The organism is Streptomyces sp. NPDC127106 (genome assembly GCF_042677605.1).
Taxonomy (GTDB): domain Bacteria; phylum Actinomycetota; class Actinomycetes; order Streptomycetales; family Streptomycetaceae; genus Streptomyces.
Map to the genome: position 1 here is coordinate 1 of NZ_JBHXTC010000030.1, position 20,661 is coordinate 20,661.

The 20,661-nt window shown below is 72.5% G+C and carries 20 protein-coding genes; 5 read left to right on the forward strand and 15 right to left on the reverse strand.

Annotation, left to right across the window (positions count from 1 at the left end; genetic code table 11):
* Positions 1–77: 77 nt before the first annotated feature.
* The 11 genes from yajC to pgsA form a co-directional block, all read right to left on the reverse strand.
* On the reverse strand, positions 78–521 hold the full coding sequence (gene yajC / locus ACFVGY_RS23310; protein ID WP_385680359.1) for a preprotein translocase subunit YajC: 444 nt from the start codon (positions 519–521) through the stop codon (positions 78–80).
* A gap of 166 nt (positions 522–687) precedes the next feature.
* On the reverse strand, positions 688–1,773 hold the full coding sequence (gene ruvB, locus ACFVGY_RS23315) for a Holliday junction branch migration DNA helicase RuvB (RefSeq protein ID WP_385680361.1): 1,086 nt from the start codon (positions 1,771–1,773) through the stop codon (positions 688–690).
* A gap of 136 nt (positions 1,774–1,909) precedes the next feature.
* On the reverse strand, positions 1,910–2,545 hold the full coding sequence (ruvA, locus tag ACFVGY_RS23320; RefSeq protein ID WP_385680363.1) for a Holliday junction branch migration protein RuvA: 636 nt from the start codon (positions 2,543–2,545) through the stop codon (positions 1,910–1,912).
* Positions 2,542–3,147, reverse strand: a complete 606-nt coding sequence (gene ruvC, locus ACFVGY_RS23325; RefSeq protein WP_385680364.1) for a crossover junction endodeoxyribonuclease RuvC — start codon at positions 3,145–3,147, stop codon at positions 2,542–2,544. The genes ruvA and ruvC overlap by 4 nt, the downstream gene beginning before the upstream one ends.
* Before the next feature lie 123 nt (positions 3,148–3,270).
* On the reverse strand, positions 3,271–4,023 hold the full coding sequence (locus ACFVGY_RS23330) for a YebC/PmpR family DNA-binding transcriptional regulator (protein WP_385680366.1): 753 nt from the start codon (positions 4,021–4,023) through the stop codon (positions 3,271–3,273).
* A gap of 59 nt (positions 4,024–4,082) precedes the next feature.
* A complete protein-coding gene (gene pdxT / locus ACFVGY_RS23335; RefSeq protein WP_385680368.1) occupies positions 4,083–4,676 on the reverse strand; it encodes a pyridoxal 5'-phosphate synthase glutaminase subunit PdxT in 594 nt (197 codons plus the stop codon).
* A 13-nt stretch (positions 4,677–4,689) separates the two neighbouring features.
* Positions 4,690–5,601: a pyridoxal 5'-phosphate synthase lyase subunit PdxS gene (gene pdxS, locus ACFVGY_RS23340; RefSeq protein ID WP_360636888.1), complete on the reverse strand. Its 912-nt coding sequence runs from the start codon at positions 5,599–5,601 to the stop codon at positions 4,690–4,692.
* A gap of 127 nt (positions 5,602–5,728) precedes the next feature.
* On the reverse strand, positions 5,729–6,271 hold the full coding sequence (locus ACFVGY_RS23345; RefSeq protein WP_385680370.1) for a hypothetical protein: 543 nt from the start codon (positions 6,269–6,271) through the stop codon (positions 5,729–5,731).
* A 138-nt stretch (positions 6,272–6,409) separates the two neighbouring features.
* Positions 6,410–7,579 (reverse strand): glycosyltransferase family 4 protein, encoded by a 1,170-nt coding sequence (locus ACFVGY_RS23350; RefSeq protein ID WP_385680372.1) that lies wholly within the window; start codon positions 7,577–7,579, stop codon positions 6,410–6,412.
* Positions 7,576–8,481, reverse strand: coding sequence for a phosphatidylinositol mannoside acyltransferase (locus ACFVGY_RS23355; RefSeq protein ID WP_385680374.1), 906 nt, complete (start codon positions 8,479–8,481; stop codon positions 7,576–7,578). Before ACFVGY_RS23355 ends, ACFVGY_RS23350 begins: the two co-directional genes overlap by 4 nt.
* The gene (pgsA, locus tag ACFVGY_RS23360) at positions 8,481–9,140 is read right to left on the reverse strand and encodes a phosphatidylinositol phosphate synthase (protein WP_385680376.1); all 660 of its coding nucleotides are present in this window, start codon (positions 9,138–9,140) and stop codon (positions 8,481–8,483) included. The genes ACFVGY_RS23355 and pgsA overlap by 1 nt, the downstream gene beginning before the upstream one ends.
* A gap of 306 nt (positions 9,141–9,446) precedes the next feature.
* Between pgsA and ACFVGY_RS23365 the strand changes: the two genes are divergently transcribed.
* Entirely contained in the window at positions 9,447–11,651 is a 2,205-nt protein-coding gene (locus ACFVGY_RS23365; RefSeq protein ID WP_385680496.1) for an elongation factor G-like protein EF-G2, read from the forward strand.
* Between the two features lie 181 nt (positions 11,652–11,832).
* Positions 11,833–13,497, forward strand: coding sequence for a hypothetical protein (locus ACFVGY_RS23370; protein WP_385680378.1), 1,665 nt, complete (start codon positions 11,833–11,835; stop codon positions 13,495–13,497).
* 152 nt (positions 13,498–13,649) lie between these two features.
* On the opposite strand, the gene ACFVGY_RS23375 is transcribed toward ACFVGY_RS23370, so the two are convergent.
* Positions 13,650–14,210: an HIT family protein gene (locus ACFVGY_RS23375; protein WP_385680380.1), complete on the reverse strand. Its 561-nt coding sequence runs from the start codon at positions 14,208–14,210 to the stop codon at positions 13,650–13,652.
* Between the two features lie 67 nt (positions 14,211–14,277).
* On the opposite strand from ACFVGY_RS23375, the gene ACFVGY_RS23380 reads away from it, so the two are divergent.
* Positions 14,278–14,958, forward strand: coding sequence for a potassium channel family protein (locus ACFVGY_RS23380; protein WP_385680382.1), 681 nt, complete (start codon positions 14,278–14,280; stop codon positions 14,956–14,958).
* Positions 14,959–14,999: 41 nt separating this feature from the next.
* On the opposite strand, the gene thrS is transcribed toward ACFVGY_RS23380, so the two are convergent.
* Positions 15,000–16,976: a threonine--tRNA ligase gene (gene thrS, locus ACFVGY_RS23385; protein ID WP_385680384.1), complete on the reverse strand. Its 1,977-nt coding sequence runs from the start codon at positions 16,974–16,976 to the stop codon at positions 15,000–15,002.
* Positions 16,977–17,110: 134 nt separating this feature from the next.
* On the opposite strand from thrS, the gene ACFVGY_RS23390 reads away from it, so the two are divergent.
* Positions 17,111–17,641: a GNAT family N-acetyltransferase gene (locus ACFVGY_RS23390; protein WP_385680386.1), complete on the forward strand. Its 531-nt coding sequence runs from the start codon at positions 17,111–17,113 to the stop codon at positions 17,639–17,641.
* Positions 17,642–17,764: 123 nt separating this feature from the next.
* Here the strand turns inward: ACFVGY_RS23390 and ACFVGY_RS23395 are convergent, their stop codons facing one another.
* Both ACFVGY_RS23395 and ACFVGY_RS23400 read right to left on the reverse strand, forming a co-directional pair.
* Positions 17,765–19,003 (reverse strand): hypothetical protein, encoded by a 1,239-nt coding sequence (locus tag ACFVGY_RS23395; RefSeq protein ID WP_385680388.1) that lies wholly within the window; start codon positions 19,001–19,003, stop codon positions 17,765–17,767.
* Positions 19,003–19,593, reverse strand: a complete 591-nt coding sequence (locus ACFVGY_RS23400) for a DUF4365 domain-containing protein (protein ID WP_385680390.1) — start codon at positions 19,591–19,593, stop codon at positions 19,003–19,005. The genes ACFVGY_RS23395 and ACFVGY_RS23400 overlap by 1 nt, the downstream gene beginning before the upstream one ends.
* A gap of 211 nt (positions 19,594–19,804) precedes the next feature.
* Between ACFVGY_RS23400 and ACFVGY_RS23405 the strand changes: the two genes are divergently transcribed.
* On the forward strand, positions 19,805–20,530 hold the full coding sequence (locus tag ACFVGY_RS23405; RefSeq protein WP_179176793.1) for a 3'-5' exonuclease: 726 nt from the start codon (positions 19,805–19,807) through the stop codon (positions 20,528–20,530).
* Positions 20,531–20,661: the final 131 nt, after the last annotated feature.

Below are 20,661 nucleotides of genomic sequence, written 5' to 3' on the forward strand. Positions count from 1 at the left end.
CCGCCCCCCCGCAGAAGTAACACTGGCGGGGACCGCGCGGCCGCCGGTCGGGCGCCGCCGCGGTCCCCGAGCGCGCGTTACTTCGCGCCGGCCTCGCCGTCGGCCTTGCCGTCCTTGGGCTCGTCGCCCTCGGGGGCGTCCTTCTTGCCCAGGTCGAGCTTCGGCTCGGTCTCGTCCTTGGTCAGGGAGGAGATGTCGTCGGGGACGACGGGCGAGTCGTCGTGGTCGGCCGGGTTCTCGGCGCCGTGCACGATGCGGTTGTACTCCGCGTCGTCCAGCACCGCGGCGACCGCCATCTTCGCGTAGATCGCGTGGACGCCGGGGGCCACCTCAAGGGTGACGGTGTCCTCACCGAGCTCCTTGACCGTGGCGTACATGCCGCCGATGGTGCGGATACCGGTGCCGGGCGTCATCTGGTCGCGCATCTGCGCGGCCTGCTGCTGCTTCTTCTTCGCGGAGCGGGTCATCAGGAACATCGCCCCGATGAGCACGATGAACGGGAGGAGTGTCACGAGATTCACGGGACGGAGATCCTTCGCACGACCGCCGGGGAGACGGCCTTTGTTCTACGGGGGGTGGGCACGCCGACCCGAAGGGTCGGCATCGGCGGAGTCTAGGCGAGTCCGCACCGATGGAACAACGCCCAGCATGGCACCGCAGTTCCCGGCCGGGCGAACCTGCGCGCCGTCACGCCCCGAACAGGCCCTGCTGGCCGCCGGATCCGCCGACACCCTGCTGCGGCGGCACGAGTCCCAGGTGAGCCCAGGCGGCGGGGGTCGCGACCCGCCCCCGCGGGGTGCGGGCGAGCAGGCCTTCGCGGACGAGGAACGGCTCGGCGACCTCTTCCACGGTCTCGCGCTCCTCGCCGACGGCGACCGCGAGGGTGGACAGGCCGACGGGGCCACCGCCGAACAGCTTGAGGAGGGCCTCCAGCACGGCCCGGTCGAGGCGGTCGAGGCCGCGGGCGTCCACCTCGTACACCTGGAGCGCGGTGGTGGCCACCTCGCGGGTGATCACCCCGTCGGCGCGGACCTGGGCGTAGTCCCGCACGCGGCGCAGCAGGCGGTTGGCGATGCGCGGGGTGCCGCGGGAGCGGCCGGCGATCTCGGCGGCGCCGTCCGCGTCGATCTCGACGTCGAGGAGGCGGGCGGAGCGCTGGATGACGCGTTCCAGCTCCTCGGGGACGTAGAACTCCATGTGCCCGGTGAAGCCGAAGCGGTCGCGCAGCGGCGGCGGCAGCAGGCCGGCCCGGGTCGTCGCCCCGACGAGCGTGAACGGGGGGAGCTCCAGCGGGATCGCGGTGGCGCCGGGGCCCTTGCCGACGATCACGTCGACGCGGAAGTCCTCCATGGCCATGTAGAGCATCTCCTCGGCGGGCCGGGACATGCGGTGGATCTCGTCGAGGAAGAGGACCTCGCCCTCCTGGAGGGAGGAGAGGATCGCGGCGAGGTCGCCGGCGTGCTGGATGGCGGGGCCGGAGGTGATCCGGATGGGCGCCCCCATCTCCGCGGCGATGATCATCGAGAGGGTGGTCTTGCCGAGACCCGGGGCGCCGGAGAGCAGGACGTGGTCGGCGGTGGCGCCGCGCTGCTTGGCGGCCTTGAGGACCAGGTCCAGCTGCTGGCGGACCTTCTCCTGGCCGACGAACTCGTCGAGGTCCTTGGGGCGCAGGGCCGCCTCGACCGTGCTGTCCTCCCCGTCGGCGACGGCGCCCACGAGGCGCTCGGGCGCTGCGCCAGGGGTGTCGGCTGCGGTCTCGTCGTCCCAGTTCACGGATGTGCCTTCTCGGTTCGGTGCGGGGTGGGCGGGGGCAAGGGGCGGGCGCACGGGGCGGGGCGTGGGGCGGAGCGGTGCGGGCCGGCGCCGGCCCGCTCCCCTAGGCCCCGCCCCGCTCCGCTCCGCTCCGGCGCTAGCGTGCGCGGTTCAGGGTCTGCAGGGCCGCGCGCAGCAGCTGCGGTACGGGCGCCGAGCCGCCTTCGGCGATCGCGGCCTCGGCCTGCGGCGTCACCGCCACGACGGCTTCCTCGGCCTCCCGGGCCTGGTAGCCGAGGCCGACGAGGGCGGCGTGCAGCTGTTCGGTCCAGGGTGCCGGCCGGGCGGCGACCGCGCCCCGCTGGGCCCCCACCAGGCCGCCCGTGCCCACGGGCGCGCCCAGTTTGTCCTTGAGCTCCAGCAGCAGCTTCTCGGCGCTCTTCGGACCGACACCGGGCACCGCGGTCAGCGCCTTCACGTTCTTCGTCGACACTGCGAGCCGCAGGGCGTCGGGGCTGTGCACCGCGAGGATGTCCTGCGCCATCTTGGGACCGACCCGGTTGGCGGTCATCAGCGCCTCGAAGACCTGTCGCTCGTCGTCGTCGGCGAAGCCGTACAGGGTGAGCGAGTCCTCACGCACCACGAGGGAGGTGGCCAGGTGTGCCTCCTCCCCCACGCGCAGCTCGGCGAGGGTGCGCGGGGTGCAGCGCACGGCCATGCCCACCCCGCCGACCTGGATCACGGCGGTCGTCGGCGCCAGGGCGGCCACGGGGCCGGTGACGAAGGCGATCATGCGGTACGGCCTTTCTCGGTTCTCGGGTGGCGCGCCGCGGCGGTAGCCCGTCGCGGGGGCGGCGACGGCGGGCCGGCGGCCCCCGGGCGTGCGGAGTGCGCGGCGACCGCCCGCTGGAGGCGGTTCTGGGCGGGGGCGCGCCAGATGTGACAGATGGCGAGGGCGAGGGCGTCCGCGGCGTCGGCGGGCTTGGGCGGGGCGGAGAGCCGCAGCAGCCGGGTGACCATGGCGCCGACCTGGGCCTTGTCGGCCCGGCCGGTGCCGGTGACGGCGGCCTTGACCTCGCTGGGGGTGTGCAGGGCGACGGGTATGCCGCGGCGGGCGGCGCACAGCATGGCGACGGCGCTGGCCTGGGCGGTGCCCATGACCGTGCTGACGTTGTGCTGGCTGAAGACGCGCTCGACGGCGACGACGTCCGGGCGGTGCTCGTCCAGCCACTGCTCGATGCCCTGCTCGACGGCGACGAGCCGGTCGCCGAGCTCCGCCTCGACCGGGGTGCGGACGACGCCGACGCCGAGCATGGTCAGGGCGCGGCCGGCCACGCCTTCCACCACGCCGACGCCGCAACGCGTCAGCCCCGGGTCCACGCCAAGTACGCGCACCGCACCCGCCCCTCCTTGGATCGCCTGTGCGTGCAGGCTATCGGGTGGCACCGACAACGCAGCGGGCCGACGGGGTGTGTTCCCCGTCGGCCCGCGTCGCCTGCTGTGGGCGGTGGACGCCGGTCAGGCGTCGACCTTCTCCATGACCTCGTCGGAGACGTCGAAGTTGGCGAAGACGTTCTGGACGTCGTCGCTGTCCTCGAGCGCGTCGATCAGCTTGAAGATCTTCCGCGCGCCCTCTTCGTCGAGCTCGACCTGCATGGTCGGGACGAAGCTGGAGTCCGCCGAGTCGTAGTCGATGCCGGCGTCCTGGAGCGCGGAACGGACCGCGACCAGGTCGGTGGCCTCGCTGATGATCTCGAAGGTGTCGCCGTTGTCGTTGACCTCTTCGGCACCGGCCTCGAGGACCGCGCCGAGGACGTCGTCCTCGGTCAGCTCGCCCTTGGGCAGGATGATGACGCCCTTGCGGTTGAACAGGTACGAGACCGAGCCCGGGTCGGCCATCGAGCCGCCGTTGCGGGTCATGGCGACGCGCACGTCGGACGCGGCACGGTTGCGGTTGTCGGTGAGGCACTCGATGAGCACCGCGACACCGTTGGGGCCGTAGCCTTCGTACATGATCGTCTCGTAGTCGGCGCCGCCCGCCTCAAGACCACCGCCGCGCTTGATCGCGGAGTCGATGTTCTTGTTCGGGACCGACTGCTTCTTCGCCTTCTGGACGGCGTCGAACAGCGTCGGGTTGCCGTCCAGGTCCACGCCGCCCATCCGGGCCGCGACCTCGATGTTCTTGATCAGCTTCGCGAAGAGCTTGCCGCGCTTGGCATCGATCACGGCCTTCTTGTGCTTCGTCGTAGCCCATTTAGAGTGGCCGGACATCCGCCTGTCTCCTTCGCGTAACCAACATGGTGTTCGCCTCTGATCCTACCGGGAGGCGATTACAGCCCCGCGCGCACCATGTCGACGAAGTAGGCGTGGACCCGGTCGTCTCCGGTCAGCTCCGGGTGGAAGGACGTGGCCAGGACGTTGCCCTGCCGGACGGCGACCGTGTGGCCGTCGTACGTGGCCAGCACCTCGGCCTGCGCGCCGACCGACTCCACCCACGGGGCGCGGATGAAGACGCCCTCGACGGGGTCGCCCTCGATGCCGGCGAAGTCGATCGCCGCTTCGAAGGACTCGTTCTGGCGACCGAAGGCGTTGCGGCGGACGATCATGTCGATGCCGCCGAGCGTCTCCTGGTCCTCGCGGCCGTCGAGCAGCTTGTCGGCGAGCATGATCATGCCGGCGCAGGTGCCGTACACGGGCATGCCGGCGCGGACGCGCTCGCGCAGCGGCTCCAGCATGCCGAACAGGACGGCGAGCTTCGACATGGTCGTGGACTCGCCGCCGGGGATGACGAGGGCGTCGACCTCGGCGAGCTCCTCGGGGCGCCGGACCGGCCTGGCCACGGCGTCCGCCGCGGCCAGGGCGATCAGGTGCTCCCGGACGTCGCCCTGGAGGGCCAGGACGCCGATGACGGGGGGGTTGTTCATCTCGCGTGGTGCCTTACCAGCCGCGGTTGGCGTAGCGCTCGGCCTCGGGCAGGGTGTCGCAGTTGATGCCGACCATGGCCTCGCCCAGGTTGCGGGACGCGTCCGCGATGATCTTCGGGTCGTCGTAGAAGGTGGTGGCCTTCACGATCGCGGCGGCGCGCTTGGCCGGGTCGCCCGACTTGAAGATGCCGGAGCCGACGAAGACGCCCTCGGCGCCGAGCTGGCGCATCAGCGCGGCGTCGGCCGGGGTGGCGACACCACCGGCGGAGAACAGCACGACCGGGAGCTTGCCGAGCTCGGCGACCTCCTTGACGAGCTCGTACGGGGCGCGCAGCTCCTTGGCGGCGGCGTACAGCTCGTTGTTGTCGAAGCCGCGCAGCTTGGCGATCTCGTTCTTGATCTGGCGCAGGTGGCGGACGGCCTCGACCACGTTGCCGGTGCCGGCCTCGCCCTTCGAGCGGATCATGGCCGCGCCCTCGGCGATGCGGCGCAGGGCCTCGCCGAGGTTGGTGGCGCCGCAGACGAAGGGGGTGGTGAACGCCCACTTGTCGGAGTGGTTGACCTCGTCCGCCGGGGTCAGGACCTCGGACTCGTCGATGTAGTCGACGCCGAGGGACTGGAGCACCTGGGCCTCGACGAAGTGGCCGATGCGGGACTTCGCCATGACCGGGATGGACACCGCGTCGATGATCTCCTCGATCATGTTCGGGTCCGACATGCGGGCCACGCCGCCGTCCTTGCGGATGTCCGCGGGCACCCGCTCCAGGGCCATGACGGCCACGGCACCGGCGTCCTCGGCGATCTTCGCCTGCTCGGCATTGACGACGTCCATGATCACGCCGCCCTTGAGCTGCTCGGCCATGCCGCGCTTGACACGCGCGGTGCCGGTCTCGGGGGTCTGCGGGGTGGAGGAAAGCGTGCTCACGGGTGAACCTCACTCGAAGGGAGACGGTGCTGCGATGGTGCTCCGCCGAGCAAACCGTCCCCGACCAGTCCACCGCAAGGGCCAATGAGGAGCCAGTGGCTCCTTTCGACTTGGCCAATGGGTACAACTACGACGGCCGGTCCGCGAGGTGCGCCGGGGGCTCGTCGTCCATCTCGAAGGCGAGCGGGAACGGGGCGTGCCCGGCCAGCCTGAACCAGCGGACCTTGCGGTGCCGGCGCAGCGCCCGCGCCGCCCGTACGGCGTCGTTGTGGAAGCGGCGGGCCATCGGCACCCGGCGCACGGCCTCGGCGAGCTCCTCGGCGGCGGCCTCGCCGCCCGGGGCGGCCTTGAGCTCCTCCACCTGGGCGGCGTCGGCGAACACCGCGCGCAGCGCCTGGCTCAGCTCGCTCTCGGCGACCTCGCGGTGCTCCTCGTCGGCCTGACGGGCGGCGTGCGCGGCCTCGTACAGCACGATCGAGGAGGCCGGGTCGAACGCGCCGGAGGTGGCCACCTCCAGCACCACCGAGGCGCGGCGGACGAGCTGCGCGTCCAGGGCTGCGCGGGCGGCGTCCATGCGCGTGTGGAGCCGGTCCAGCCGTCCGGCGGTCCAGCTGAGGTAGACCCCGATGGCGGCGAGGGCCAGAGCGGTCCAGACAAGGGTTTCGATCACGGCCCGCGACTCTACCGCCCGGCCGAACCGCCCCCCGGCCCCGGCCCCGGCCCCGGCCCCGGCCCCGGCCCCGGCCCCGGACGCGGGAGCCGGGGCGGACGCGGGAGGGGGGCGGGACGGACGCTTGGGGCTGCCGGATCAGGCCGAAGGGTCGCGGGTGAGTCCCAGGCGGGTCCGCAGCGGGACGCGTTCGTCGGCGGCCACGGCCGAGGCGCCGTCGGTCACGGTCTCGTAGACGGCCAGGATGTCGGCCCCGACCGTCGACCAGTCGAAGCGGCGCACGTGCGCCGAGCCGCGCCTGCTGAGCTCCGCCCGCCGCTCGGGGTCCCGCAGCAGCTTCACCGCGGCCGCGGCGAGGGCGTCGGCGTCCTCGTTCGCGAACAGCTCCCCCGCCGCGCCCTGGTCCAGGACCTGGGCGAACGCGTCCAGGTCGGAGGCCAGCACGGCGGCCCCGGCCGACAGGGCCTCGACGAGGATGATGCCGAAGCTCTCGCCGCCGGTGTTGGGGGCGACGTACACGTCCACGCTGCGCAGCAGCCGCGCCTTGTCCTCGTCCGAGACCATGCCGAGGAACTCCACGCGCCCCCGCAGCTCGGCGGGCAGGGAGGCCACGGCCTCCTCCTCGTCGCCGCGGCCCGCGATGAGCAGCCGTACGTCGGGGCACTCCTCGACGATCCGCGGGAACGCCGCCATGAGCACCGGCAGGCCCTTGCGGGGCTCGTCGATGCGGCCGATGAACCCGAGGGTCTGTCCGGCCCATTCGGCCTTCGGCCCGGCGGAGGCGAAGAAGTCCACGTCGACGCCGTTCGGGATGACGACGGCGTCGCCGCCCAGGTGTTCCACGAGGGTGCGCCGGGCGTACTCGCTCACCGCGATCCGCGCGCTGATCTTCTCCAGCGCAGGCTGGAGGATCGGGTACGCCGCGATCATCGCCCGCGACCTCGGGTTGGAGGTGTGGAAGGTGGCCACGATCGGCCCCTGCGCCGCCCAGCAGGACAGCAGCCCGAGCGACGGCGAGGCGGGCTCGTGGATGTGGATCACGTCGAAGACGCCCTCGTGCAGCCACCGCCGCACCCGCGCAGCCGACAGGAACCCGAAGTTCAGCCGGGCCACCGAGCCGTTGTAGGGAACCGGCACCGCCCGCCCGGCCGAGACCACGTACGGCGGGAGCGGGGTCTCGTCGTCCGCCGGGGCGAGCACCGACACCTCGTGGCCGAGGCGGATCAGGTGCTCGGCGAGGTCCCGGATGTGGAACTGGACGCCGCCGGGCACGTCCCACGAGTACGGGCAGACAATGCCGATCTTCACGCGGAGCGCTCCTCCAGGTCGTCCAGCCACAGCCGCTGGAGCATGTGCCAGTCCTGCGGATGGTCGGCGATGCCCTGCGCGAAGGCGTCGGCCACCGCCTGGGTCATGGCGGCGGTCTTCTCGGTCCGGGTGCCGGTACCGGGGACCTCCACCTCGGGGTGGATCCGGCCGTGCAGCTTGGGCGCGTCCCCGTAGTACAGGGTGACGGGCAGCAGGGCGGCGCCCGTCTGCTGCGCCAGCAGGGCCGGTCCGGCCGGCATCCGGGCGGTCGCGCCGAAGAACTCCACCTCGACCCCCGACGCGGACAGGTCCCGGTCGGCGACGAGGCAGACCAGGCCGCCGGCGCGGAGCCGGCGGGCCAAGGTGGCGAAGGTGGCGCCGCCGCTGTGCGGGAGGACCTCCATGCCGAGGCTCTCGCGGTAGGCGACGAAGCGGTCGTAGAGCGACTCGGGCTTCAGGCGCTCGGCGACGGTGGTGAACGGGATGCCGAGGTGCCCGGTGACCCAGGCGCCGGCGAGGTCCCAGTTGGCCAGGTGGGGCAGGGCGACGATGACCCCGCGGCCGGAGGCTACGGCCTCCTTGAGGATGTGGTCGTCCTTGAGGGACACGTCGGTGCCGAACCGCGCGGGGTCCATCGCCGGCAGTCGGAAGGACTCCATCCAGTACCGCATGTACGAGCGCATGCCCGCCCTCGACAGCTCCCGGAGGCGCTCGGGCCCGGCCTCCGGCACGACCCGGGCGAGGTTCGATTCCAGCCGCAGCACGCCCTTGCCGCGGCGCCGCCACGCGAAGTCGGCGATCCGGCGGCCGAGGGCCACCGCCGCGGGCTCGGGGAGCTTCTTCACGCCGGCCCAGCCGAGCCCGTACAGCCCGTCGACCAGGCGGTCCTGTGCCGCGCCCATCAGGCGGCACCCGGCTCGGACGCGGCGGCATCGGCTTCCGCCGCCTCCCGGCGTACGGTGACGACGCGCTGGACCAGGGTGACGAGGGAACCGACGGCCACCACCCAGAGCGCGACCGGCAGCAGCACGCCGAGCCACGAGGGGGCGCCGAAGGTCTGCAGCCCCGACAGGCCGGCCGCGACCAGCGAGATCACCAGCCGCTCGGCGCGCTCGACGAGGCCGTTGACGGCCACCGGGAGGCCGATGGACTCGCCGCGGGCCTTGGTGTACGAGACGACCTGGCCACTGGCCAGGCAGAAGATCGTCACCGCGCACAGCACGTTGTCGTTGCCGAGGCCCGCGTACCAGAGCGCCAGGCCACCGAAGATCGCCGCGTCGGCGACCCGGTCGAGCGTGGAGTCGAGGAAGGCCCCCCAGCGGCTGGAGACCCCGGCCTGGCGGGCCATGTTCCCGTCGACGAGGTCGGAGAACACGAAGAGCGTGATGGTGATCGTGCCCCAGAAGAACTCGCCCCGGGGGAAGAAGACCAGCGCTCCGGCCACCACACCGGCCGTGCCGATGAGCGTGACCGCGTCCGGGCTCACCCCCCGACGGAGGAGAAAAGCGGCGAATGGCGTGAGAACACGCGTGAAGAACGCACGCGCGTACTTGTTCAGCATGGCCTTCCCGGAGGGTCGCTGGGCCGTACGGCCCCAACGGCCACCGGCTGGCCCATCGTAGCCAGCGGCCCGGGGCGGCATACCCGCGCACCCACCGGTTCGTGCCGGGCAATCGGACGGGCCCCGCCGGAGCCCGCCGGTACCCGGCCCCGCCCCTGTCGGAAACCCGCCGGGAGCCGGTCCGGCCACGCTCCCGCCATGCGCCGGACGGCGGCGCGTATTACATATGGACGCAGAGTGACGCCGGTGCAAAGCTCGAAGGACGCCGATCACCTCCTCACCGTCACCCCGGGAGGCACGAGCATCATGGGAGCCACATCACACCAAGCCGGAGCCGCCGGCAGGGCACCGACGGCCGACCGGCCCTCGTCCGTACGGAACGTCGTGCTGGTCGGCCACAGCGGAGCCGGCAAGACCACGCTCGTCGAAGCCCTCGCCCTCACCGCCGGAGCCGTGACCAGGGCGGGCCGGGTCGAGGACGGCGCCACCGTCTCCGACCACGACGAGATCGAACACCGCCAGCAGCGTTCCGTACAGCTCTCCCTCGTCCCCGTCGAATGGGGCGGGGTCAAGGTCAACATCCTGGACACCCCCGGATACGCCGACTTCGTCGGCGAGCTCAGGGCCGGTCTGCGCGCCGCGGACGCGGCCCTCTTCGTCGTCTCCTCCTCGGACGGCATCGACGGCGCCACCCGCATGCTCTGGGAGGAGTGCCAGGCCGTCGGGATGCCCCGGGCCATCGTCGTCACCCATCTGGAGGCGGCCCGCGCCGACTACGCCGAGATGGCCGCGGTCTGCGGCGAGGCCTTCGGCGCCGAGGACCCCGACGCCGTCATCCCCCTGTACCTCCCGTTGTACGGCCCCGCCGGGCCGGACGGGCACGCGCCCGTCACCGGCCTCCTCGGCCTCCTGACACAGCGCGTGTACGAGTACGGCAGCGGCGCCCGCGTCGAACGCGACCCCACGCCCGAGGAGCTCGAACAGATCGCGCAGGCCCGCTCCCGCCTCATCGAGGGCATCATCGCGGAGAGCGAGGACGAGACCCTCATGGACCGCTACCTCGGCGGCGCGGACATCGACCTGAAGACCCTCGTCGACGACCTGGAGCGCGCCGTCGCCCGCGGGACCTTCCACCCGGTCCTCATGGCCGCGCCCGCGGCGGACGGCGCCCGCCAGGGCCTCGGCACCGTCGAACTCCTCGAACTGATCACGGGCGGCTTCCCCACCCCCCTCGAAACCGCCCCCGTCCCCGTCACCGCCCCCGACGGCGCCGAACGCCCGGCCGCCACCTGCGACCCCGACGGCCCCCTCGTCGCCGAGGTCGTCAAGACCTCCTCCGACCCCTACGTGGGCCGCGTCTCCCTGGTGCGGGTGTTCTCCGGCACCCTCCGGCCCGAGCAGACCGTCCACGTCAGCGGCCACGGCCTCACCGACCGCGGCCACGAGGACCACGACGTCGACGAGCGCATCGGCGCCCTCACCTCCCCCTTCGGCAAACAGCAGCGCCCCCTCACCCAGGTCATCGCCGGCGATCTCGCCTGCGTGGCCAAGCTGGGCCGCGCCGAAACCGGCGACACCCTCTCCGCCAAGGACCGGCCCCTGCTCATGGAGCCGTGGCAGATGCCCGACCCGCTGCTCCCGGTCGCCATCCAGGCCCACAGCAAGGCCGACGAGGACAAGCTCTCCCAGGGCCTGGCCCGGCTCGTCGCCGAGGACCCGACCATGCGGCTGGAACAGAACCCGGACACCCACCAGCTCGTCCTGTGGTGCCTGGGCGAGGCCCACCAGGACGTCGCCCTCGAACGCCTGCGCACCCGGTACGGCGTCCAGGTCGACCCGGTCCCCCACAAGGTCAGCCTGCGCGAGACCTTCGGCGCGAAGGCCGCGGGCCGGGGCCGGCACGTCAAGCAGTCCGGCGGCCACGGCCAGTTCGCCATCTGCGAGATCGAGGTCGAGCCGCTCCCGCCGGGCAGCGGCATCGAGTTCGTCGACAAGGTCGTCGGCGGCTCCGTACCCCGGCAGTTCATCCCCTCCGTCGAGAAGGGCGTCCGCAGCCAGGCCGCCCGCGGCGTGGCCGCCGGCTACCCCCTCGTCGACATCCGGGTGACCCTCCTCGACGGCAAGGCCCACTCCGTGGACTCCTCCGACGCCGCCTTCCAGACCGCCGGCGCGCTCGCCCTGCGCGAGGCCGCCGCCGACGCCCCCATCCACCTCCTCGAACCCGTCGCCGAGCTCACCGTCACCGTCCCCGACGACTACGTCGGCCCCGTCATGAGCGACCTCGCCGGCCGGCGCGGCCGCGTCGTCGGCACCGAGCAGGCCCCCCAGGGGCGCACCCTGGTCCGCGCCGACATCCCCGAGGTCGAGATCAGCCGCTACGCGATCGACCTCCGCTCCGTCTCGCACGGCACCGGCCGGTTCACCCGCGCCTACGCCCGCCACGAGCCGATGCCACCCCACATCGCCGACAAGGTGCGCGAACAGCTGGAGAAGGGAAGCACTCTGACGTGACGCCAGGGAACCGCCCGTCCAACCCGCTTGCGACGGGCGGCATTTCCCTGTCCCATCACTACGGGGGCAGATGCGCCGATAGGCTCATCCGCGCGGCACAACGGCACAACGGCACGACAGCACGACAGCACGACGCACAGCGATGGGGGCATCGGTGGCGGGCACAGCGATGGGGGCAGCGGTGGCGGACGACGGATTCGACTTCAGGCCCGGGGCGCAGATCCCACTCCAGGGCGGCGGCGGCCAGACCGCCGCGACCAACGCCCTCGCCTCGGCGGCCTACCGCGACGGGGGGAAGGACACCAAGCTGTCCTCCATCCTCGACGCCAACAACGAGTACCACTCCTCCACCGTCAAGCCCCCGAGAATCTCCCTCTTCGAGCCGAACCTCGGCGAGGCCTTCTGCCGCGCCGTCGAGGCCCGGACCCTCCCGGCCGGCCGCAAACCGATCATCCAGTCCTTCGGCGCCGACCCGCAGACCGTGGTGGAGCACTGCCTGGCCGCCTCCCACATCCGCAAGGAACGCGACCGCAAGCTCCGCCTGATCATGCTGGTCGCCGGGGTGGTCTTCCTGCCCGGGCTGCTGCTGTGGCTCGGCCTGTTCCAGCTCCGCAAGAGCCTGCTGGGCAGCGAGAAGTACGCCTCCTGGATGAGCACGCTCGTCCTCGTCGGCGTCGGCGTCGTCGCGGCCGTCATGATGTTCCGGCTGCCGTTCGACGGGTTCCTCGGCCTCTACCTGCGCGGCATGATCATCGCGCCGGCGCTCGGCTGGTTCCTCGCCCGCCGGATCTGCGAGTCCACCGCCGCCGACCTGCGCTCCCGCTGGGACGGCCTGCTCGCGGGCGACGGCATCGGCGCCAAGATCCCCGAAGCGGTGCCCGGCAACCCCGACGAGAAGGCCCGCGAGGACCTGCGCCACGCCCTGGCCAAACTCACCGCCGAGAACCGCAGCAACTCGGTCTTCTACGCCGGCCCCAAGGGCATCCTCGGCATGGGCACCCGCTGGGGCAGCTGGCAGATGGCCGAGGAACTGGTCCCCAAGACCGAGGGCACCGAAATCCACCCGTTCCGCAGCTGGGACGTCATACGCGCCATCGACACCGAACTGCGCAAGCTGGAGCGCGGCCCCCTGCACACCGGCGGGCTCCCGCCCGCGTCCGTCCAGCACTGGATCGTCGCCCCCGTCGGCGAAGGCGCCGCCGAGGTGACCCGACCGTCGGGCTCCGACGTCGACACCTTCCTCGTCAAGCCGCACGAGATCACCCGCATCTGCAACGAGCAGCAGTTCAGCGGCGGCAACCGGCACTACCTGGGCATCCAGTACCCGCTGTGGGACGGCCAGCTCGTGATCACCATGCTGGTCACGGTCACCGTGCTCTACAAGACGCTGCGGGTGGAGGTCGCCGGCCACGCCCTCGGCCCGGTCCACGGCCTGTTCGGCACGAAGTCCAAGCCCCCGGTGGTGGAGGTCCCCAAGTCGATCAGGTTCTGGGAGACCGTGGAGCGCCCGCTGCCCCTGGTCGACGCCCAGGAAGTGGTCCGGCTCGCCGTCCGGGCCCCGCTGACCTGGTACCCGCCGCTGCTGGACTACTTCGGCGGCAAGCTGGTCCTGCCCGAGCCCTTCGGCGCCCGCCACGTGTGGGCGGGCCAGCCGTGGCGACACCGGTTCATGGCCGACGACGCCCTGCGCGCCGCGACCCCGGTCCTGCGCGCCGTCCACGCCGCCGCGATGCGGGTCCTGGACGAGAACGGCGTCGACACCGAGCGCTTCGGCAACCGGTCGATGGTGGTCAGCGGCCTGGTCCAGGACGCCTCCCCCCGCAAGGCCGACGCCTACGACGCGTAAGCGCTCCACGGGAGCTCCGGTCATGAAACCGCGGGCCGGTGGGGGCTGGTCGCGCAGTTCCCCGCCCAGCGGCGCGGAGGGCGGTCCGGGAGGCGGCGCACGGCCGGCTTCCGGACTACCGGATCCGTTTCGGCTCGGTCGGTACAGTCGGCTCAGTCGTTCGGCCAGGCGTCCGCGAGCATCTGCCGGGTGTCGGCGAGGAGCTGCGGCAGCACCTTCGTGTGGCCGACGACGGGCATGAAGTTCGTGTCCCCGCCCCAGCGGGGCACGATGTGCTGGTGCAGGTGCGCGGCGATGCCCGCGCCCGCCGCCGAGCCCTGGTTCATGCCGATGTTGAACCCGTGCGCCCCGGAGGCCTTGCGCAGCGCGACCATCGCCCGCTTGGTGAGGTCGGCCAGCTCGGCCGTCTCGGCCGCGTCCAGCTCCGTGTAGTCGGCCACGTGACGGTACGGGACCACCATCAGGTGGCCGCCGTTGTACGGGTAGAGGTTCAGTACGGCGTAGACGTGCTTGCCGCGGGCGACGACCAGGCCGTCCCGGTCGGACATCTCCGGGATCCCGCAGAAGGGGCAGCCGTCCCCGGCCTCCGGGCCGGTGGGCTTGTTCTCACCCTGGATGTAGGCCATGCGGTGGGGCGTCCACAGCCGCTGGAACGAGTCCTGCGTCCCGACGCCATTCTGCTGCTCCGGCTGAGTCGTCATGTCATGCAGCATATGACCTTGTCGTGGCGCGGCGTGTCGCCGGGGCGGAGATCGCCCCGCGGCCGGGGATCCTGGCCGGATGCACGAAGTACCGGCCGAGCGCAGGCAGCGCTGGGAGGACCTCACCGAGGTCCCCCTGCTGATCGCCTCGCTGCTCTACCTCGCCGCCTACGCCGTCCACGTCCTGGTCCCGTCGGCGGAGAACTGGCTGCACGCTCTCGCGCTCGTCGTCATCGGCGGTACCTGGCTGTGCTTCCTCGTGGACTACCTGGTCCGGATGCTGCTCAGCGGAATGCGCCCGCTGCACTTCCTGCGCACGCACTGGCTCGACACCCTGGTCCTGCTGCTGCCGCTGCTGCGCCCCCTGCGGCTGGTGCAGATCTACATGGCCCTCCAGCGCCGACGGGACCGGCCCCGCATGGACCTGTACCAGCGGGTGGTCGCGTACTCCGGGACGGCTGCCCTGCTGCTGGGCTTCGCCGGCGCACTGGCGGTGTACCAGCAGGAGCGGGACGCCCCCGGGGCGAGCATCGTCACCTTCGGGGACTCGGTCTGGTGGGTGTGCGCGACGCTGACGACGGTCGGGTACGGGGACGTGGTCCCGGTGACCACGATGGGCCGCACCATCGCCGCCTTCATGATGGCCTTCGGCATGGCGCTGCTGGGCGCGGTGACGGGCTCGTTCTCGTCGTGGCTCGTCCAGGTCTTCGAGGAGGACGAGAGGAGGCCCCCGCGCAACGGGAAGACCCCCGGGAAGTGAGACTTCCCGGGGGCTTCAACCCCGTGGGTGCGGGGAGCAGATCACACCTGGACCCGACGCTCCACCACGTCAACGAGCTTTGCCAGCGCCGCGTCACGCGCGATGCCGTTTTCCTGCGACCCGTCCCGGTAGCGGAAGGAGACGGTGCCCGCGGCCATGTCGTCGTCACCGACGATGATCATGAACGGGACCTTCTGCTTCTGCCAGGTCCGGATCTTCTTCTGCATGCGGTCGGAGGAGGCGTCCACCTCGACCCGCAGGCCCTTCTTCTTCGCCTCGGCGGCGAACTCCTGCAGGTACTCGACGTGCCCGTCGCCGATCGGGATGCCGACGGCCTGGACCGGGGCGAGCCACGGCGGCATGGCGCCGGCGTAGTGCTCCAGCAGCACAGCGAAAAACCGCTCGATCGAACCGAACAGGGCACGGTGGATCATGACCGGGCGCTGGCGGGAGCCGTCGGCCGCGGTGTACTCCAGGTCGAAGCGCTCGGGCAGGTTGAAGTCGAGCTGGACGGTCGACATCTGCCAGGTGCGGCCGATGGCGTCACGGCACTGGACCGAGATCTTCGGGCCGTAGAAGGCGGCACCGCCCGGGTCCGGGACCAGCGGGAGGCCCTGCTTCTCGGCGACCTGCTGGAGGGTGGCGGTCGCCTCCTCCCAGACCTCGTCCGAGCCGACGAACTTGGTCTCGTCCTTGGTGGACAGCTCCAGGTAGAAGTCGGTCAGGCCGTAGTCGCGCAGCAGGTTCAGCACGAAGGTGAGGGTGCGGTCCAGCTCCTCCGCCATCTGCTCACGGGTGCAGTAGATGTGCGCGTCGTCCTGGGTGAAGCCGCGGGCCCGGGTCAGGCCGTGGACCACGCCGGACTTCTCGTACCGGTACACGGTGCCGAATTCGAACAACCGCAGGGGGAGTTCCCTGTACGAGCGCCCGCGGGCGTCGAAGATCAGGTTGTGCATCGGGCAGTTCATGGGCTTGAGGTAGTAGTCGGTACCACCGTCGAGCTGCATGGGGGGGTACATGCCCTCCGCGTACCAGTCCAGGTGGCCGCTCTTCTCGAAGAGCTGCCCCTTGGTGGCGTGCGGCGAGTAGACGAACTCGTAGTCCTCCTCCTCGTGCCGCTTGCGGCTGTAGTCCTCCATGACCCGACGGATGATGCCGCCCTTGGGGTGGAAGACGGCCAGGCCGGAGCCGATCTCGTCCGGGATGGAGAAGAGGTCCAGCTCGGTGCCGAGGCGGCGGTGGTCGCGCTTCTCGGCCTCGGCGAGGAAGTCGAGGTGTGCCTTCAGCTCGTCCTTCGACGGCCACGCGGTGCCGTAGATGCGCTGGAGCTGCTTGTTCTTCTCGCTGCCACGCCAGTACGCCGAGGCGTTGCGCATGAGCTTGAACGCCGGGATGTTGCGGGTGGTGGGCAGGTGGGGACCGCGGCAGAGGTCCCGCCAGCACAGCTCGCCGGTCTTGGCGTCCAGGTTGTCGTAGATGGTCAGCTCGCCGGCGCCGACCTCGACGTTCGCGCCGTCGTCGGTGGAGGCCGAGCCCTTGATGCCGATGAGCTCCAGCTTGTAGGGCTCGTCGGCGAGCTCCTCGCGGGCGGCCTCGTCGGTGACCACGCGGCGGGAGAACTTCTGCCCGCGCTTCTGGATCTCCTGCATCCGCTTCTCGATGGCCTTGAGGTCATCGGGGGTGAAGGGCTTCGCGACGTCGAAGTCGTAGTAGAAGCCGTCCCGGACCGGCGGGCCGATGCCCAGCTTGGCCTCGGGGAAGAGCTCCTGCACGGCCTGCGCCATGACGTGCGCGGTGGAGTGGCGGAGGATGTCGAGGCCGTCCGGGGAGGAGATCTCCACGGGCTCGACGGTCTCGCCGTCCTGCACCGCGTAGGAGAGGTCCTTGAGCTCGCCCGCCACGCGCGCGGCGATCACGGTGCGCTCGTCGGCGAAGAGGTCGGCGGCAGTAGTGCCCGTGGCCACCACGCGCTCGTCCCGCTCGGAATCGCGTTGGATGATCACACGGACGTCTGACACCGGTTTCTCCTGACTGAAGGGATGCGGCAGCGAACGCTGCGCGTCTGAATCGTACCGAGAGCGGCGGCCCGCCCGCGAAACGGTTATGCCTGTTCCCGCCCACGGCGCGAACACCCGTTCGCTAGCGTGGGGGCATGGCGACGACGACCGGGCCGGTACGGCCCCTGGACCTGGGCCACGACGCGACCGCGGCCGCCGTGCACCGGATCGGCCGGGCGGCGTACGCGGTGGAGGCGGAGCTGATCGGCTTCGACGGCATCCCGGCGCTGCGCGAGAGCCTCGCCGAGCTGCGGGAACGGCCGCTGCGCTGGCTCGGCGCGGCGGGCACGGGCGACGAAGCGGGCGCGGAGGACGGGTCGCTCGCCGGTTTCCTGGCCTGGGAGCGGGAGCCGGACGGCTCGGTGTGCGTGGACCGGCTGTGCGTGGACCCGGCCTGGTTCCGGCGGGGCGTGGCCTCGCTGCTGCTGCGGGCGCTGCTGGCGGAGGTGCCGGCCGAGTGGCCGGTCACGGTGTCGACGGGCGCGGCGAACGCCCCGGCGGTGGCCCTGTACGAGCGCTTCGGCTTCGTCCGCGGGGCGGACTTCTCCCCCGTGCCCGGTCTGGTCATGGCCTCCTTCGCCCTCGCCCCGCGCACCGGGGCGGCGGGCGGGGCGGCGGTCGGCTGAGCGCTCCGCGGGAGGTGCCGCGAGGGGCCGGCGATCGTCTGCGGGCCCGTTCGTGGCCGGTCGCGCAGTTCCCCGCGCCCCTTCGGGGCCCTGTGGAACCGCCGTCGACTTCGCCCCGGTCGCTCAGTCGTCCGCGGCCAGGACGTCCGAGGGGTCGAGGGACTCGTCCATGGACTTGATCAGGCGGTCGCGCTGGGCCTCGTCCAGGGGGACGGCCCGTACGTCGGTGATCTCGGCGACGCGGCGGAAGCCGCCCCGGCGCTGGAGCCGCCCGGTGACCCTGATCGGCATTCCGGCGAGGTGGGCGTGTCCGGCCACCCGGTACGCCTCCTCGTCCAGGGCCATCCGCACCTGCGGCACGTCCGCCCCGGACAGCACCCGGAGGCGGACCGCACCGCCCACCGCGGGAGTGGTGCGGCGCATGCGGACGACCGTGCCCGTGATCTGTACGGGGACGGAGGGCTCGTCCCGGGTGTAGCGGGCCGAGGCCTCGCGGAGCGCGGGCAGGTCCCCGGGGGAGAACTCCACCGGTTCCGGTCGGGCCGCGCATCCGGCGGGCGCTCCGGCCGCCGGCGCCCAGGACAGCGCGATCCGGGCCCCCTCCGAGCCGCTGACGAGGTCGATCAGCGCGTCGGCGAACTCCCGGCTGACCCCGGCCTGGACCGCCGCGTCGAAGGCCTCCATGCCGCCGGCGGTGCGCCGGTAGTCCACGGCTTCGCGGGCCGCGTGCAGGGCGTGGTGGAGCCGGGTCACGGTGCCGCGGCCGCCCGCGACGGGCAGGTAGGCGGTGAGCCGCCCGTCGGCGGAGGACGGTCCGGTGACCACCCCGTCCAGGTCCCGTTCGGCCTGCCGGCGGTGTCGGGCGCCGTAGTACCCGGCGGTGGACCGGGCCGCGAGCGCCCCGGCGAGCAGCAGGCCGTGGGCGGCGGCGCGCAGGTGGTCCTCCACGGTCAGGGGCCGCGGGTTGCGTCCGGGGGTTCGCGGGACCTGCGGGTTCTGTCGCTCCCAGCGGATCTCGTCGCTGGGGACGCTCAGCCCGTGGAGCACCTCGCGCGCGCAGGGCAGGGCGCCGCGGGCGAGCGCGGCGAGCGCCTCTTCGAGCAGGTCGGTGCAGTCCGGGAAGGCGCGGGTCTCCGGGACGAGGAGGCTGGTGCCCGTGCGGGCCGCCGGGTCGGCCGGGGGCGGCGTCCAGCGCCCGTAGCGGCCGGCAGCGCCGCCGCGGCGCTGCCAGCCGTGCCGGCGCAGCAGGACGCCGAACACGGCTGGGTCGACCTGTGCGGGGTCGGGCGCTCCCGGGGCGGGGCGGTCGCCGAACTCCGGCAGGGCGGCGGGCGGTTGGAGGGGCGGTGGCGGACGGTGCATCAAGGTGTCCCTCCCGACCCGACGCGGGTCATGATCTCGCACAGCGCGCGGTCGTCGAAGATCCGTGTGGTGGGGATCCGGACGGTGGTGCGGCGGCGGCCGGTCACGGGGTGACCGGCGAGGTTGGTCCAGTAGCAGCAGTGCCGCAGGTCGAGCCGGTCGTGCCCGGCGGACAGCCAGCGGTCGCGCTCGCGCGGGACGAGCATCACGACGAGGATCTTGTGGACGGCGACCGGGGTCCGGGCGAGCTTCACCAGGTGGGCGTTGTCCAGGGTGAAGGCGAAGGTGGGTCCGGGTGGTTCGGGCGGGATCTGGTAGGTCGCCTTCAGCTGCACCTTGATGGTGACCTCGTCGTCGACGACGTGCTCGGGCGCGCCGTGGCTGACCTGCCAGTCGATGCCGTTGTCGGGGAAGGGCTGGGACAGCGAGCAGCCGGCGGCGGCCGCGACGGCGTGCAGGTATCCCACCTGGAGGGTCTCCATGCAGGCGGTGGTGGCGAGTGTGCCGCGCAGCGGTGCGGGGCGCGCCTGGTCGCGCGCACCCGTGCGCCCCTGCAGCACCCCGCCCGGTTCGGGCTGTGTGAGTGCCATGGCCGGAAGCTCCCCATGCCTTGCGGGCTCTGGCGGATGAGAGCGGGTGGGGTGACGGCCGGTCATGTGTGCGGTCCCCCAGGGTGGTTGTCTCCCCAGCGGGCGGGCCGCAAACGGCGTACGGCGCAAACGGGCCGGGTATCACGGATTCGGGCAAGGGTGGCGTGTTCGACGTACGCCCCATCTGCCGATCGGGGACGAGGAGTTCGCCATGACACGCTGGTACGAGGGCCCGCTGGCCGCATTCGACACGGAGACGACCGGGGTGGACGTGGAGCAGGACCGGATCGTGTCCGCCGCTCTCGTCGTACAGGAGTGCGCGGGCGGCCGGGTCCGCCAGACGCGCTGGCTGGTCAACCCGGGGGTGCCGGTGCCGCCGGAGGCCACGGAAGTGCACGGGCTGACGGACGAGTACCTCCAGCACAACGGCCGGTGGCCGGCGCCGGTCGTGGAGGAGATAGCCCGGGCGCTGGCGGAGCAGCAGGTCGCGGGCCGCCCGGTGGTGGTGATGAACGCGCCGTTCGACCTGACCCTGCTGGACCGGGAGTTGCGCCGGCACCGGGCGTCCTCGCTGGCCCGGTACCTGGACAACCGGCCGCTGACGGTGCTGGACCCGCGGGTGCTGGACAAGCACCTGGACCGGTACCGCAAGGGCCGCCGCACGCTGACGGACCTGTGCGAGCACTACGGGATAGAGCTGGACGGCGCGCACGACGCGGCGGCGGACGCGCTGGCCTCGCTGGAGGTCGTACGGGCGGTGGGCCGGCGGTTCGCGGGCCGGCTGGAGCGGCTCTCGCCGGCCGAACTGCACACGCTGCAGGCGGTGTGGCACGCGGCGCAGGCGCGGGGGCTGCAGGCGTGGTTCGCGCGGCAGGGGACGCCGGAGGCGGTGGATCCGCACTGGCCGCTGCGGCCGGAGGTGTCGACGGCGGCGTGAGACGGGGTACGCCGGGGTGCGCCGGAATGCGCTGGAATGCGACAGGGTGTGCCGGGAATGCGGAAGGGGGGGGGGGGGGCGGGGGCGCGCCCCCCCCCCCCCCGCGGCGCGCGGGGGGCGACCGCCACACC